Consider the following 13,614-nt stretch of genomic DNA (forward strand, 5'->3'; position numbering starts at 1 on the left):
CAGATTACAAAAATGAGTAATAGTTTTAGAAAGTTAGGGACAGGGCGTAATTTACGGCAAGCCAATATTACTGAGCATTTCAGGAAGTTTGAGAGTTGAGGGAGTCGATAGATTAGTTGGCGCATTGTTGGCGCTAACTCTCAAACGGTGCGCACTTTGTGTCATTTTGAAAGTTGAATTCAAATATTCTTTTCATCTGTAACTTACTACCACTACTGTTGCAACATGCTACAATCAATTTTGTTAGTTAGGAGAAACTTATGGCAACTGCAAGCATTAGGCTCGACCAAGACTTAGTAGAAAAAGCGAGTATCATGGCTAAAGCCCTGAATCGTACTACCCCAAAACAAATAGAACACTGGGCGAAAATAGGTGAAATGATGGAAGACAACCCTGATTTACCCTACGAATTCGTGCGACAAGCAATAATTGCAAAGGCCGAAAAAGAAGCTGGAAAGCTTGAGACTTACGAGTTTGGCTAAAATTACTCGCGTTTTACAAACTGCTAGCTTTAAGAAAGCAGCTAAGAAATTACACAAAAATCAAAAAGCTGACCTAGATAACGCTATACGCGAACTAATGATAGATCCTGAACTGGGAGAGCCGAAGAAAGGCGATTTGTCATTTATGCGTGTGTATAAATTCAGGATGGTAAAGCAACTAACTTGTACTAGTTCAGACCTGATCTAACGATTACCAGTTTAGAACGGGTGTCCGTCAGGTTAGTTTGAACTTAAATTCTTTTCAGTCCAAACCGATTTGCCATCAATGAGCGTTTCCATTGGCGTTCTGCCACAGCAGATTTTACCCTGATGGGTTCGTTCATTGTTGTAGTATTCGAGCCATTCGTCCAGATCTTTTTGAAGCTCATCTAAGCTCATATACAAGCGTTTACGGAATGTTACTTGATAGAATTCCTGTAATATCGTTTTGTGGAAACGTTCACAGATACCGTTAGTTTGCGGTGATTTGACCTTTGTTTTTGTGTGATCGATATCGTTAATTGCCAAATACATTTGGTAATCGTGATTCTCGATTTTTCCACAGTATTCCGTGCCACGGTCAGTGAGAATACGTAGCATAGGAAGGTCATGAGATTCGAAGAATGGCAACACCTTATCATTGAGCGTATCAGCCGCTGTAATCGGTGTTTTCATTGTATAAAGTTTAGCGAAAGCAACCTTCGAATAGGTATCAACAAACGTCTGCTGGTAGACACGGCCAACACCTTTAAGATTCCCCACGTAAAACGTGTCCTGTGATCCTAGATAACCGGGATGCGCGGTCTCTATTTCACCGCAAGCCTCATCGTCTAGCTTCTTGCGCTCAAGTGCCTGAACTTGGCTTTCGGTGAGTATAATGTTTTCTTTCGACACCTTGTCTTCTAGGGCTTTTAAGCGACCTTTGAAGTTGGCTAAGCCATGACGCAGCCAGACGGAACGAACACCACTGGGAGAGACGAAGATGCCTTGCTTGCGTAATTCATTACTCGCTCTGGTTTGCCCATGGGCAGGATATTCGACCGCGTAATCAATAACAGCCAATTCAATCGCTTCATCGACTCGGTTTTTAACATTAGGTACTCGACGGTTTTGATTGAGTAAAGCTTCAACGCCACCTTCTTCATTTGCTTGTTGATAGCGATAAAACGTATCGCGAGATACACCCATCACTTTGCAAGCTTGCGTAATGTTACCTAATTCTTCGGCTAAGTTGAGTAAACCGACTTTGTGTTTAATGACAGGGTTGTTAGTATGAATCATGAGAGTTACCTCTTTGTTTAGTTTGGATTAGACACCCTTAAACTAAACTGGTAACTCTCTCTTTTGAAAGTGAAATGTCAGATCAGATTGAAACTTCTATAAGTAGCCCAAGTAAGTCTTGAAATGCTATTAAAGCATCTAAAGATGATTCTGAAATGTTATTTTTGTATTTAGCTAACTTGCATTCTTTATAAGACTTCATTTCGAATTTGCATTCAAGGGTTTCAATTTTTATTTCTTTTTTTAGCTCGTGCTCGACAGTATATCTGTATTTATGGGAGTCTGACTCTATGGGCAAAGCCAAAGTAGATACGCTCATTAGAGATCCTAAATACAGCGTAGCAATTATAATAAATGCTTTGAAAAAACCTTTATATCCATCTTTACTGGTAATTTCTGTAATAGTAAAGTCAAAAACTTTCACCGTGCCACCCTTAAAACATAACAGCTTATTAGAAGGCAAAATGCGCACTTTTCACGTTTAGCTTTCAACACTTATTTAAAAAGGTGCGTACTCTAACTGATAGTAATTTTCTTTGCCAGTCAGTTACTTAACAAATCAGTAAAAGTATGTGGTAGAAGCGCGCAATTTGCGCGCTTCTACCGAGGAAAGGAGAATTTAAGGGGGTATGTATATCAATACCGTTTCTTGTCAGAGAGTATTGAAAATAAAACCTATAAGCTTTTGCTAGCTTACCTAGTCAATTTTACTCAGCAAGAATAGGCATAGTTTATCTAAAACCTACTTACTATGACGCTGTTGAAGCACTTCCATTACTTCACTTAGCTCAACCCCTTTATCTTCCAGCAATACTAGCGTGTGGTAGAAAAGGTCGGCACATTCGCCAAGTAAGTCTTCTTTGGTTTCGGCAACGGCGGCAAGGGCAACTTCTACCCCTTCTTCCCCCACTTTTTGGGCAACTTTTGTAGTGCCTCTAGCGAGCAGGCGAGCAGTGTAGCTTTCTTCAACTGGGTCGTTTTTACGCTCACCAATAAAACGCTCTAAGTAAGATAGGAAGTTTTGCTGGCTGAGCTTTTCTTCAGGAAAACAAGAGTGATTACCTAGGTGACATGTTGGGCCATGCGGCACTGCTGCAATTAAAATAGAGTCTTGATCGCAATCGGCTAGCACTTGTTTAACGGCTAGCACGTTGCCAGAGCTTTCACCTTTCATCCACAGGCGTTGTTTTGAGCGGCTAAAGAAAGTGGCGTTGCCAGATTCTAAAGTCACTTTAAGCGCTTCTTGGTTCATAAAACCTTGCATTAACACGGCGCCAGTTGCGCTGTCTTGAATAATGGCTGGCAATAGGTTGTCCATTTTCTGCCACGCTAATTCATTAAAATTTTCTAGAGTAACAATCACGCTTAAATCCTTATTTCTACATCGGCAGCTTTTAGTGTTTGTTTTAGCTCTGCCATGTCAATAATGCCTTTGTGGAATACACTGGCGGCGAGTGCGCCATCAACATCCGCTTGTTTAAATACGTCTGTGAAGTGGGCAATTTCACCCGCGCCACCGGAAGCGATTAGAGGGATATTGGCAACCGAACGCGCTTTGCTTAGCTGGTCAATATCGTAACCTTGGCGCACGCCGTCTTGGTTCATGCAGTTTAAAACAATTTCACCAGCGCCCAGTTGTTGCACCCGCTCAATCCAGTCAAAGGTTTGCCAGCTAGTTTTTTGGGTGCGGCTTTCATCGCCGGTAAATTGGTACACTTGGTAAGCGCCCGTTTCTTTGTCGAAATAGCTGTCGATACCCACCACCACACATTGCACGCCAAAACGATCTGCTAAGCGTTCAATTAAACTTGGGTCTTGCAGGGCAGGGGAGTTAATGCTGATTTTATCGGCGCCCATCATTAAAATTTCACGCGCATCTTGTTCTGATTTAATACCACCTGCGACACAAAATGGAATGTCGATCACTTCGGCAATACGGCTTACCCAGCTTTTATCGACTACGCGACCGTCAGAGCTGGCGGTAATATCGTAAAATACCAGTTCGTCGGCACCCGCTTCCGCGTATTTTTGCGCCAGCGGCACAATATCGCCAATGATTTCGTGGTTACGGAATTTTACCCCTTTCACTACTTTGCCATCACGCACGTCAAGGCATGGAATAATACGTTTCGCTAGCATTATTGTGCTCCTTGCGTAGCGCTGCTTTGGGTAAATTCAGCGCTGTTAAAGTCGTTCGGCCATAAGGCTAACGCTTCATCTAAGGTGAATTTACCCTCTAATAATGAGCGACCTAGAATTACGCCACTTACGCCAGTGGGTTTAAGTGCTTCAATATCTGCTAACGAACCGATTCCGCCAGAAGCTTGCCATTGAATGCTAGGGTATTGGCTGCAAAGTTCGCTGTACATGCCAACATTGCTACCAGAAAGCGTGCCGTCTTTGCTGATGTCAGTACAAAGTACGTGAATTAAGCCTGCGGCTAGGTAGTCGTCTAACAATTCTTCAAGGTTAACGCCGCTGTCTTTAATCCAGCCGTGGGTTGGTAGCGTTTTGTTGCCTTGTTCATCAATTTTTACATCAAGCGCAAGTACAATTTTCTCGCCGCCAAATTCCACTAGCCATTCGCGTACTAGTTGCGGCTCTTTAATGGCAAGGCTGCCAATCACCACGCGATCTGCGCCCAACGCTAATAAATCGTCAACGTCTTGTTTTGAGCGCACGCCACCACCGACTTGAATAATCATGCTTGAGTGATTCACTAAGGTTTTTAGTAAGGTGAGTTGGCGTTTTGTGCTGTCTTTTGCGCCGTCTAAATCAACAAAGTGCATTACTTTTGCACCTGCTTGGGCATAGCTAGCTTGGCGCTCGGCGGCAGAGGTTTGGTAACTGGTTTTTTGCTCGTAGTCACCTTGGTATAGGCGAACCACTTCGCCGTTAATTAAATCAATTGCAGGGATCAGCACCTTACATCTCCAAAAAGTTTTTAATGATTTTGCTGCCGTTTGCGCCGGAGCGCTCAGGGTGGAACTGACAACCAACAAAATTGTCTTTAACAATCGCGGCTGAAAACGCGCTGCCGTATTCACAGGACGCTGCCGTGTAATCACTCACTGGCGCGGCAAAGCTGTGCACGAAGTAGAAGTAATCACCGACATTGATGCCAGCAAATACGGGGTGGTCAATCACTGACGTTAATGTGTTCCAGCCCATGTGGGGTAAACGCAGTCCGTTCGCTTCAAGTGGTGCAACTGAGGTGGGAATTAAATTTAAACAGTCGATAATTTCCACGCCCTCATCCGAATCCGTTTTTGTGTGGCTCAGTGCTGAGCTTTCGCGAGAATCAGTGCACATTAACTGCATACCTAAACAAAAACCTAATACCGGTTGTTTTAACCCTTGTATACAGGCCACCAAGTTTTTCTCGCGAATGTTTTCCATCGCGTGCTTGGCATTACCGACACCGGGTAAAATCACTTTTTCTGTCGCTTTTATCTTGGTGACATCGTCAGTAATTTCGGCGTCAAAGCCTAAGCGCTTTATGGCAAATTTTACTGAGGAGAGATTGGCACAGCCAGTATCAACAATGACAAAGCGGCTGTTTGTTTGCTCTGGCATTACAGTGCTCCTTTGGTGCTTGGTAATTCGCTACCTTGCACGGTAATGGCTTGGCGCAATGCACGGCCAAATACTTTAAATAAACTCTCTACTTGGTGGTGACAGTTACCTTCTGTTGTGGAAAGGTGCAAGGTTACCGCCATGCTGTCGGCCAATGAGCGGAAAAAGTGCGATACCATTTGCGTTGACATCGTACCAACGCGGCTGTCGGTAAAGTTAGCATCGAATTCAAGCCAAGGGCGGCCAGATAAATCAATCGCACATTCGGCTCGGCATTCATCCATCGGCAAGACAAAGCCAAAGCGACCAATTCCGCGCTTATCACCGAGTGCTTGTTTTAATGCACTGCCTAGCGCTAATGCGGTGTCTTCCACGCTGTGGTGTTCGTCGATGTGGTAATCGCCGTCTACTTTTACTGTTAGCGCAAAACCGCCGTGCGTTGAAATTTGCTCTAGCATGTGATCGAAAAAGCCGAGGCCAGTATTAATGCTATTGCCTGTACCATCAAGGTTAACGTCAATGGTGATATCAGTTTCTTTGGTGGTGCGAGTCACGGTTGCCTTGCGCGACTGGGTTAATAGCTGCTCGGCAATGGCGTCCCAGTTTAGGGTGTCACGGTTGTAGCGCAGCCCTTGAATCCCCATATTGGCCGCTAGCTGCATATCAGTTTCACGATCGCCAATCACATAAGAGTTAGCAAAGTTAACTTTACCTTGCTGCAAGTAGTCAGACACCATGCCAAGCTTTGGTTTGCGGCAGCTACAGTTGTCTTCTTCAAAGTGTGGGCATAACAATACATCGTCAAAAATCACCCCCTGTGAGGTGAAAAAATCCATCATTTTGTTGTGTGGCAAGTCAAAATCCGCTTGCGGGTAGCTGTCGGTGCCTAAACCGTCTTGGTTCGACACCATAACAAGGCGAAAGCCCTTCGCTTGTAAGGCAAGCAGTACAGGAATAACTTTTGGCTCAAAGACCAGTTTTTCTAGGGTATCGACCTGAAAATCTACTGGCGGTTCTTCAATTAACGTGCCGTCGCGATCGATAAATAAAATATTTTGTCCACTCATTAATTTGTTTCCTGTACTGATAACGCAGAAGTATTTGTGACCAGATTTGTCATTGTTTTTTGTACTAAGTCCATCTCGCGCTTACTGCCAATAGAAATGCGTAGGCAGTTTTCCAATTGCAGTTGTTTTGATTGATCGCGAATTAATATGCCTTGCGCTTTTAGCCCGTCAAAAATTTCAGTTTTTAATGGCGTGCGAAACAGCACAAAGTTGGCATCGCTGGCAAACACTTCATCGACCCAACTTTGCGTTTCTAACCAGCTAATTAGGCTTTGGCGAAGTATTTTTGTTTCTTCAACGCGCACTTTCATCAACTGTAAGTTATCACCAGTTAACGCTTGGCTGGCAATTTCTGCAACTGGCGCTGAAATAGGGTAAGGGGCGATCACTTTGCTTAGCAGCGTGATAATTTCTTTTGACGCCAGTGTAAAACCACAGCGTAAGCCGGCGAGCGCAAAGGCTTTAGAAAGCGTGCGTAGTACCACTAAATTAGGGTAGTCAGCTAACCAGCTTTGCGCTGAATCTTCGGGTGAAAATTCAATGTAAGCTTCATCCACCACGACTATGGCTTTGTCTTGTGCTGCATCTAGCACGGCTTTAATTTGTGCTTTAGGTAGTAAGTTGCCCGTTGGGTTGCCCGGCGAACATAAAAATACAACGTTGACGTTATCAAGTTGCTCGATGATGCCGTCAACATCCAACTGATTATTTACTTGTGGCACTTTAACAATACCTGCACCGTGGTTTTCAGCGCTAATGGCGTACATGCCGTATGTTGGCGGGCAGATTAAAATGCTGTCTTGATATGCCGTACAGAAGGTGCGAATAATCAATTCAATACCTTCGTCAGCCCCGCGTGTTGCCAGCAATTGCTCAACAGGTAAGCCGCTATAGTCGCTGTACGCTGCCATCAAGTTTTCTGGTTGAAAATCTGGGTAGCGGTTAATGCAATCGGCGCTTAGCTGGTATTTTCCGGGCCCCGAAGCTTCGTTTGCGTTTAACCAAATTTTACTATTAAAGGCTTGCTTGCCATTAGCATCTGCATCTGCTTTTTGTAAGCGGCGTGCCGACTGATAGGGCACCATTTCGATAAGCTCAGCACGTGCGAGCTTTTCTGCACTAGATAAACCTTTCGTTGCCATTAGCCTTCACCCTCTAGTCGTATGGTTACCGCTTTTTGGTGCGCCATTAAACCTTCCGCGTCTGTTAGCTCGATGATTGCTGGCGCTAAATTTGCCAAGCCCTGACGAGTAATTTGCTGCACTGTGTAACGGCGAGAGAAATCAGCAAGCGATAAACTACTGACTACTTTTGAATAGCCGTAAGTCGGTAGTACGTGGTTAGTACCACTGGCATAATCACCAGCAGATTCAGGTGTGTAAGCACCTAAGAAAATAGAGCCAGCATTACGCAGTTTACCCACGAGGCTTTCTGGCTCTGCTGTTTGCACAATTAAGTGCTCCGGGCCGTAAAGGTTAGATACTTCAACTGCCATCGCGATATCGTCGGTTAAAATTAAACGACTTTTTGACAGCGCCGCACGAGCAATGTCGGCACGCGGTAATTCGGCTAATTGGCGATCTAATGCTTCGCGCACATTGGCAATTTGCGTTTCGCTATCCGACAGCAAAATTACTTGGCTGTCTTCGCCGTGCTCTGCTTGCGACAGTAAATCAGCAGCAACAAAATCAGCATTGGCGCCATTGTCAGCAATCACTAACACTTCGGAAGGGCCTGCTGGCATATCAATGGCAAAACCGGGGATTTTTTGCGACAGCTGCTTTTTCGCTTCGGTCACAAAGCGGTTACCTGGGCCAAACACTTTATTGACGGGTTTGATTGACGCTGTGCCAAGGGCTAGGGCGGCAACCGCTTGCGCGCCGCCAACCGCGTATATTTCATCAATGCCACAAAGCTTTGCCGCTGCCAGTACTTCGGGGGCGATATCGCCATTTTTATCTGGCGGTGACACCAACACTTTGCGCGGGCAATTGGCAAGCTCAGCTGGCACACCTAACATCAGCACCGTCGAAGGTAATGGCGCGCTACCGGCTGGAATATATAAACCTACCGCTTCAATGGCTTCGGTTTTTAACACACAAGTGACACCGGGGCAGGTTTCTACCACGATATCTTCTTGCTGCTGTGCTTGGTGGAAGCGTTTGATTTGTCCGTAAGCGGTTTCCAATGCTTCAAGGCGAGCTGGTGATAAGCTCTCAACGGCCGCTTGCACTTGCGCTGCGGTGACTTTCAGTGCTTCAAGGCGAATACCGTCAAAGCGCTCAGTTAGGTTGATGAGCGCAGCGTCGCCTTGCTCAGCTACTTGGTTAATGATGTTATCGACTTGCGTGGCAAGTAAGCTGCTTTCTGCAATGGCTGGCCTTGCCAGTGCGCTTTGTTGCTCTTGGCGAGAAATGCTTGACCAAGTAGTCGTTGGGAGTAACGACAATAAAGATTGTGTGCCCATGGTGTTTGCCCTTAACCCATCATTTTTTCAATTGGCATGACCAAAATCGAGTCACAGCCCAGTGCTTTTAATGCTTCCATGGTTTCCCAGAAGAAAGTTTCGGTGGCAACCACGTGTACTGCCACTAAGTCGTCGCGACCAGCTAATGGCAATACCGTCGGCGTTTCTTTACCTGGCATTAAGTTGCTGACTTCTTCTAGTTTGTCTTTTGGTGCGTGTAGCATAATGTACTTGCTTTCTTGTGCCTTCATTACCCCTTGGATACGCGGTAACAAGGTATCGAGAATGGCTTGTTTTTCTGGTGCAAGTTCAACACCTTGAATTAAGGAGGCTTTAGAGCGGTAAATCACTTCCACTTCTTTTAGGCCATTGGCTTCAAGCGTTGCGCCGGTTGAGACCAAGTCACAAATACCATCAGCTAAGCCAACACGTGGCGCGACTTCTACTGAGCCTTTTAATAAACAAAAATCAACGTTAATGCCATTTTCTTTGGCAAAGCGTTTCATTAATTGCGGGTAGGTAGTAGCAAAACGCAAACCGTCAAGTGAGGCAAGGCCGGTGTAGTTAAACTCTTCTGGCATGGCAAGCGATAAGCGGCAACCGCCAAAATTTAAGCCAGTGGTTTTAGTATATGTAGAATTTTGGCCTAATAACTCACGCTCAAGTGCGGTTTCTTCCAGTGTGTTGTCGCCAACTATGCCTAAGTCACAAACACCGTCCATCACTAGGCCTGGAATGTCACTCGAGCGAACACGCATAATGTCGATAGGCATGTTAGTGACATGCGCTAACAGACGACGATCACCGACATTAAGTTTTAAACCACAACGTTTAAGTAGTTGCTGCGTTTCGTCACTCAGGCGACCTGACTTTTGCATGGCGATGCGTAAGCGTGTTTCTGTAGTCATTTTCCCTTCCTAAAATAAGTATAAATTTAAAATGCGTTGTATATTGTCAATTTTTTTCAGTGCCAAATCATTAGGCCATAAACGTAAAAAACCCCGAGAGAGAGTGACTCTTTCGGGGTTTTTAGAATTCTTCAATTCGCATGCCGCTGAAAGAGCCATAGCCCTCAGCGAATAAACCTGAGCGGCTAATCCGTGTGATGGTGGTGATGGATTTTGCTGAGGTTTAATAACATTTAATTTGCCTTTGTTTAGCCTTAAATTGGCTTAGTATCTGTCTTGTATTGCATAGCGATTTGTATGCGTCTTGCAAATAACAATACTGGCTAATGTGGCGCTTCGCAACCCCTAAAAATGATTCTTTTATGACAAAAAGTTGTTAGTTATTGCTGCTAGCGCTAAGGTTGTTGAAAAACCAGCCGATACAGGGAGAGAATTTATTGCTTTTATAATGGTCATAAAGAGTAGGCATTCGCGCTGATCCTGTGAAGGCAAAATCAGCCATATTCTCTTTGAGTATAATCGTGGGGTAAGGAGCACAGTAGACAATGGATATTTTTACAACACAGCTTGCAAAGCTCGCTCCAAATCGCTTGCAACCGAAAAAACTCAAAGTCAATCGCTTGACCAAGCAAAGCCCGGCTAAAAATATTGATGAAGAGCGCGAACATCTCGATGCTCACGATACCACTACCACCACATTCCAACACGCGAAACAGCAATTCTCTGACGTAGTTGATGCTGAGATAGCGCATCAACAAAATGCTAATGCGGATGATGATAAAGGCATTGTAGATAATGAAAAAAGCCCGTTATCAGCAGAAGCATCTCAGCATGCCAATTCACCAGCAAATACAGCAGCCCAGCGCCATACAATTCAGCAACAAATAGATAGTAATATCCAGAAACGTGTTGAACAAGAAGGTGTCGAAGTGCCAAGCGATGAAGCATTAGCGCAGGTGGTTTACCAGCGGCCAACAGTTGGTAACTCTGTTGCTAGCGAAAAAGCCGATGAACAGGCGGGTAAAGACGATGATCACGGCTGTAAGCACGACAAGGATCACGACAACGACCAGCATTTAGATATTTTTGTTTAATCCTCACAATCTACCGATATAATAGCGCCTTTGTTATTTTCTCTCGGTAATTTCGCGCAGATGGGCACAGTTGCACAGGCTTTTTCATCAAGTGGTTTATTGGCAAAAGCCATTAATGGTTTTTCCCCTCGCCAAGCACAACTTGATATGGCGCTAGAAGTTGAACAAGCGATTGCCAAGCAACATACCTTAATTGTTGAAGCGGGTACCGGAACCGGTAAAACCTTTGCTTATTTGATCCCTGCGTTGATGTCGGATAAAAAAGTGATTGTTTCCACGGGTACTAAAACTCTGCAAGAGCAGCTGTTTCACAAAGATATTCCGGTTATCCGCAAAGCGTTAGCAACGGGCGCACAAATGGCGCTGTTAAAAGGGCGTGCAAATTATCTGTGCATCTACCGTATGGAGCAATTTCAACATACGCGTGGCGTGTTAGATGCGCAAGGTTTAGCTGACTTTGTGCAAGTGAAACATTGGGCGAATAGCACGCATGCAGGCGATATCGGTGAGCTAGACTCGGTTGCTGAAGACTCAAGCATATTTCCGCATATCACTAGCACAGCCGACAACTGCTTGGCGCGAGACTGCCCTCACTTCGAAGATTGCTACTTGGTTAAAGCGCGTCAAAAGGCGATAGAAGCCGATGTTGTGGTGATTAACCATCATCTGTTTTTTGCGGATATGGCACTGAAAGACACGGGCTTTGGTGAGTTAATCCCGAAAGCCGATGTGGTGATATTTGATGAGGCTCATCAAATATCCGATATTGCCAGCGAATACTTTGGCGAGTCGTTTTCAACAAGACAAGTGCAAGAGTTGTGTAGCGACATTATTCAAGCCTACAAAACTACCGTTACGGATGTAAAACAACTGGGTAAAGCCGCAGAAAAGCTTGAGCGAACTTGCCAAGATTTTCGCTTGTTGTTTGCTCATGATCCTGAGCGCGGCAATTGGCGAGAGAAATGGCACAATGCCCGCATTCGTCAAGCATTTGAACATATCAAAACGGATTTAGACTTTTTATATCAAGTGCTAAAACTGAATGTCTCGCGCAATGAGCTAGTGGATAACTGTTTTGAGCGGGCAGTGACACTGTTATCTAAGTACGACATTGTTGCCAATATCAATGCCTTTGAAGTTAGCCTTTGGTATGAAACAACACGCCGTCATATTACGCTGCATCAAACACCGTTATCGATTGCCGACAAGTTTCGCCAAGTGGTTAGCGAGTCTGGCGCTGGTTGGATTTTTACCAGTGCGACACTGGCGGTAAATAATGGTTTCGAGCATTTTGCTAGGCCATTGGGCTTATCACAAGAGCATACGCTAATGCTGGATAGCCCGTTTGACTATTTAAATCAGTCACAGCTTGTGGTGCCACGTTATTTGCCTGAACCTAATGATAGGGGCAGGGCGTTAGCGCTAGCGGAATTAGCTGTGCCGTTAATTAACAGTGCTGCGGGTGCCTGCTTTATGCTATTCACTAGCTATCGCATGATGAACCAAGTAGCAGAGCTACTGGAAGATAAAATAGATAACCCACTTTTGGTGCAAGGGCAAATGGCTAAGCGTAACTTACTGACCGAATTTATTGCCCAGCCTGATGCGGTATTGCTCGCAACGGCAAGCTTTTGGGAAGGCGTTGATGTTAGAGGCGACAAATTAACTTGTGTTATCATAGACAAATTGCCGTTTGCCTCGCCGGATGAGCCGTTATTACAAGCTCGAAGTGAAGACGCCCGAAGGCAGGGTAAAGATCCCTTTGCTGAAATTCAATTGCCCCAAGCCGTTATCGCCTTAAAACAAGGGGTTGGGCGATTAATTCGTGATGTTAACGATCGCGGCGTACTGGTGATTTGTGACAACCGTATTGTTAATCGCCCATACGGACAGGTATTTTTATCCAGTCTACCGGAAATGCGACGCAGCCGAGATTTAGACAAAGCGGCATCTTTTTTAACAACTATTCATAGTGAGACCCAATCAAGGTGAATTTACTAGCTATTGATGCATCGACTGAAGCATGTTCAGTCGCAATTTTAAAAGACGATCAAGTATTGAGTGATTTTGAGTTATGCCCGCAATCACATAGCGTTGTGTTGTTGCCTATGGTAGACAAGCTACTTGCCAAAGCTGGCGCGAGATTAACTGATTTTGACGCCTTAGTTTATGGCCGTGGTCCTGGCAGTTTTACCGGTGTGCGCATTGGTATTGGTGTCGCTCAAGGGTTAGCGTTTGCAGCCGATTTACCGACCATTGGTATTTCGACCATGCAGGCAATGGCTCAGCAGGCATACGAACAAGAAGGCAAAGACACCGTTAGTGTTGCTATTGATGCGAGAATGGCGGAAGTTTATTGCAGTAACTGGCAAGTAAACGAGCAAGGGCTAATGGCGCTTGTCGGTGAAGAGCGAGTACTTCCACCAGAGCAATTTGCCCAATCACTTGATCAGTCACTTGAGCAATCACCTAAAAAAGGTCAGCAGCACTATGGTGCGGGTACCGGATGGCAAGCCTATCAAGAAGCTTTTCAGCCAATTTGTGCTAACCTAGAAAAGATAAGTGTGATGTATCCTAACGCCCAATTTATGCTGGCGCTTGCTAAACAAGAATTTCTTGCTGGCAAAGCGTTACCAGCGGAGCAAGCACAACCTGTTTATGTGCGTGATACCGTGTCGTGGAAAAAGCTACCAGGGCGAGAGTAGTCTGTTATAAAACTACTGTAACGCTATGGTAAAA

The 13,614-nt window shown here is 45.0% G+C and carries 15 protein-coding genes; 5 read left to right on the top strand and 10 right to left on the bottom strand.

What is annotated here, in order from left to right; translation table 11 throughout:
- The first annotated feature begins 260 nt into the window (after positions 1 to 260).
- Complete coding sequence (locus DXX93_RS07460) at positions 261 to 482, top strand: TA system antitoxin ParD family protein (protein WP_116007548.1); 222 nt, start codon at positions 261 to 263, stop codon at positions 480 to 482.
- Positions 475 to 690, top strand: a complete 216-nt coding sequence (locus tag DXX93_RS07465; protein WP_116007549.1) for a type II toxin-antitoxin system RelE/ParE family toxin — start codon at positions 475 to 477, stop codon at positions 688 to 690. Before DXX93_RS07460 ends, DXX93_RS07465 begins: the two co-directional genes overlap by 8 nt.
- A gap of 32 nt (positions 691 to 722) precedes the next feature.
- On the opposite strand, the gene DXX93_RS07470 is transcribed toward DXX93_RS07465, so the two are convergent.
- From DXX93_RS07470 to hisG, 10 genes are all read right to left on the bottom strand, one after another.
- Positions 723 to 1,763, bottom strand: coding sequence for an IS481 family transposase (locus DXX93_RS07470; RefSeq protein WP_116007550.1), 1,041 nt, complete (start codon positions 1,761 to 1,763; stop codon positions 723 to 725).
- 82 nt (positions 1,764 to 1,845) lie between these two features.
- On the bottom strand, positions 1,846 to 2,187 hold the full coding sequence (locus DXX93_RS07475; protein WP_147302655.1) for a hypothetical protein: 342 nt from the start codon (positions 2,185 to 2,187) through the stop codon (positions 1,846 to 1,848).
- 318 nt (positions 2,188 to 2,505) lie between these two features.
- Positions 2,506 to 3,126 carry a bifunctional phosphoribosyl-AMP cyclohydrolase/phosphoribosyl-ATP diphosphatase HisIE gene (gene hisIE, locus DXX93_RS07480; RefSeq protein WP_116007552.1) on the bottom strand — a complete coding sequence of 207 codons (621 nt, stop codon included), beginning with the start codon at positions 3,124 to 3,126 and terminating at the stop codon, positions 2,506 to 2,508.
- Between the two features lie 2 nt (positions 3,127 to 3,128).
- Positions 3,129 to 3,902, bottom strand: a complete 774-nt coding sequence (gene hisF, locus DXX93_RS07485; protein ID WP_116007553.1) for an imidazole glycerol phosphate synthase subunit HisF — start codon at positions 3,900 to 3,902, stop codon at positions 3,129 to 3,131.
- Positions 3,902 to 4,687: a 1-(5-phosphoribosyl)-5-[(5-phosphoribosylamino)methylideneamino]imidazole-4-carboxamide isomerase gene (hisA, locus tag DXX93_RS07490; RefSeq protein WP_116007554.1), complete on the bottom strand. Its 786-nt coding sequence runs from the start codon at positions 4,685 to 4,687 to the stop codon at positions 3,902 to 3,904. The genes hisF and hisA overlap by 1 nt, the downstream gene beginning before the upstream one ends.
- Position 4,688: 1 nt before the next feature.
- Positions 4,689 to 5,339, bottom strand: coding sequence for an imidazole glycerol phosphate synthase subunit HisH (gene hisH, locus DXX93_RS07495; RefSeq protein ID WP_116007555.1), 651 nt, complete (start codon positions 5,337 to 5,339; stop codon positions 4,689 to 4,691).
- Complete coding sequence (gene hisB / locus DXX93_RS07500) at positions 5,339 to 6,406, bottom strand: bifunctional histidinol-phosphatase/imidazoleglycerol-phosphate dehydratase HisB (RefSeq protein WP_116007556.1); 1,068 nt, start codon at positions 6,404 to 6,406, stop codon at positions 5,339 to 5,341. The genes hisH and hisB overlap by 1 nt, the downstream gene beginning before the upstream one ends.
- Positions 6,406 to 7,548: a histidinol-phosphate transaminase gene (hisC, locus tag DXX93_RS07505; protein ID WP_116007557.1), complete on the bottom strand. Its 1,143-nt coding sequence runs from the start codon at positions 7,546 to 7,548 to the stop codon at positions 6,406 to 6,408. The genes hisB and hisC overlap by 1 nt, the downstream gene beginning before the upstream one ends.
- Positions 7,548 to 8,873: a histidinol dehydrogenase gene (hisD, locus tag DXX93_RS07510; RefSeq protein ID WP_116007558.1), complete on the bottom strand. Its 1,326-nt coding sequence runs from the start codon at positions 8,871 to 8,873 to the stop codon at positions 7,548 to 7,550. Before hisD ends, hisC begins: the two co-directional genes overlap by 1 nt.
- A gap of 11 nt (positions 8,874 to 8,884) precedes the next feature.
- Positions 8,885 to 9,781: an ATP phosphoribosyltransferase gene (hisG, locus tag DXX93_RS07515; RefSeq protein WP_116007559.1), complete on the bottom strand. Its 897-nt coding sequence runs from the start codon at positions 9,779 to 9,781 to the stop codon at positions 8,885 to 8,887.
- Between the two features lie 545 nt (positions 9,782 to 10,326).
- On the opposite strand from hisG, the gene DXX93_RS07520 reads away from it, so the two are divergent.
- From DXX93_RS07520 to tsaB, 3 genes are read left to right on the top strand one after another with little or no spacing between them, the layout of a single operon-like run.
- A complete protein-coding gene (locus DXX93_RS07520) occupies positions 10,327 to 10,875 on the top strand; it encodes a hypothetical protein (protein WP_116007560.1) in 549 nt (182 codons plus the stop codon).
- Positions 10,876 to 10,935: 60 nt separating this feature from the next.
- The gene (locus tag DXX93_RS07525) at positions 10,936 to 12,867 is read left to right on the top strand and encodes an ATP-dependent DNA helicase (RefSeq protein WP_116007561.1); all 1,932 of its coding nucleotides are present in this window, start codon (positions 10,936 to 10,938) and stop codon (positions 12,865 to 12,867) included.
- Positions 12,864 to 13,580: a tRNA (adenosine(37)-N6)-threonylcarbamoyltransferase complex dimerization subunit type 1 TsaB gene (gene tsaB, locus DXX93_RS07530; protein ID WP_220347557.1), complete on the top strand. Its 717-nt coding sequence runs from the start codon at positions 12,864 to 12,866 to the stop codon at positions 13,578 to 13,580. The genes DXX93_RS07525 and tsaB overlap by 4 nt, the downstream gene beginning before the upstream one ends.
- Positions 13,581 to 13,614: the final 34 nt, after the last annotated feature.

It is taken from the genome of Thalassotalea euphylliae (genome assembly GCF_003390335.1).
Classification (GTDB): Bacteria; Pseudomonadota; Gammaproteobacteria; order Enterobacterales; family Alteromonadaceae; genus Thalassotalea_F; species Thalassotalea_F euphylliae_B.

What these genes read in the sequence shown, in the direction of transcription:
- DXX93_RS07460 (WP_116007548.1), top strand. Translation starts at nt 261, where the DNA reads ATGGCAACTGCAAGCATTAGGCTCGACCAAGACTTAGTAGAAAAAGCG.
- DXX93_RS07520 (WP_116007560.1), top strand. Translation starts at nt 10,327, where the DNA reads ATGGATATTTTTACAACACAGCTTGCAAAGCTCGCTCCAAATCGCTTG.
- hisF (WP_116007553.1), bottom strand. Translation starts at nt 3,902, where the DNA reads ATGCTAGCGAAACGTATTATTCCATGCCTTGACGTGCGTGATGGCAAA.
- DXX93_RS07525 (WP_116007561.1), top strand. Translation starts at nt 10,936, where the DNA reads ATGGGCACAGTTGCACAGGCTTTTTCATCAAGTGGTTTATTGGCAAAA.
- DXX93_RS07470 (WP_116007550.1), bottom strand. Translation starts at nt 1,763, where the DNA reads ATGATTCATACTAACAACCCTGTCATTAAACACAAAGTCGGTTTACTC.
- hisB (WP_116007556.1), bottom strand. Translation starts at nt 6,406, where the DNA reads ATGAGTGGACAAAATATTTTATTTATCGATCGCGACGGCACGTTAATT.
- hisG (WP_116007559.1), bottom strand. Translation starts at nt 9,781, where the DNA reads ATGACTACAGAAACACGCTTACGCATCGCCATGCAAAAGTCAGGTCGC.
- hisH (WP_116007555.1), bottom strand. Translation starts at nt 5,339, where the DNA reads ATGCCAGAGCAAACAAACAGCCGCTTTGTCATTGTTGATACTGGCTGT.
- hisC (WP_116007557.1), bottom strand. Translation starts at nt 7,548, where the DNA reads ATGGCAACGAAAGGTTTATCTAGTGCAGAAAAGCTCGCACGTGCTGAG.
- hisD (WP_116007558.1), bottom strand. Translation starts at nt 8,873, where the DNA reads ATGGGCACACAATCTTTATTGTCGTTACTCCCAACGACTACTTGGTCA.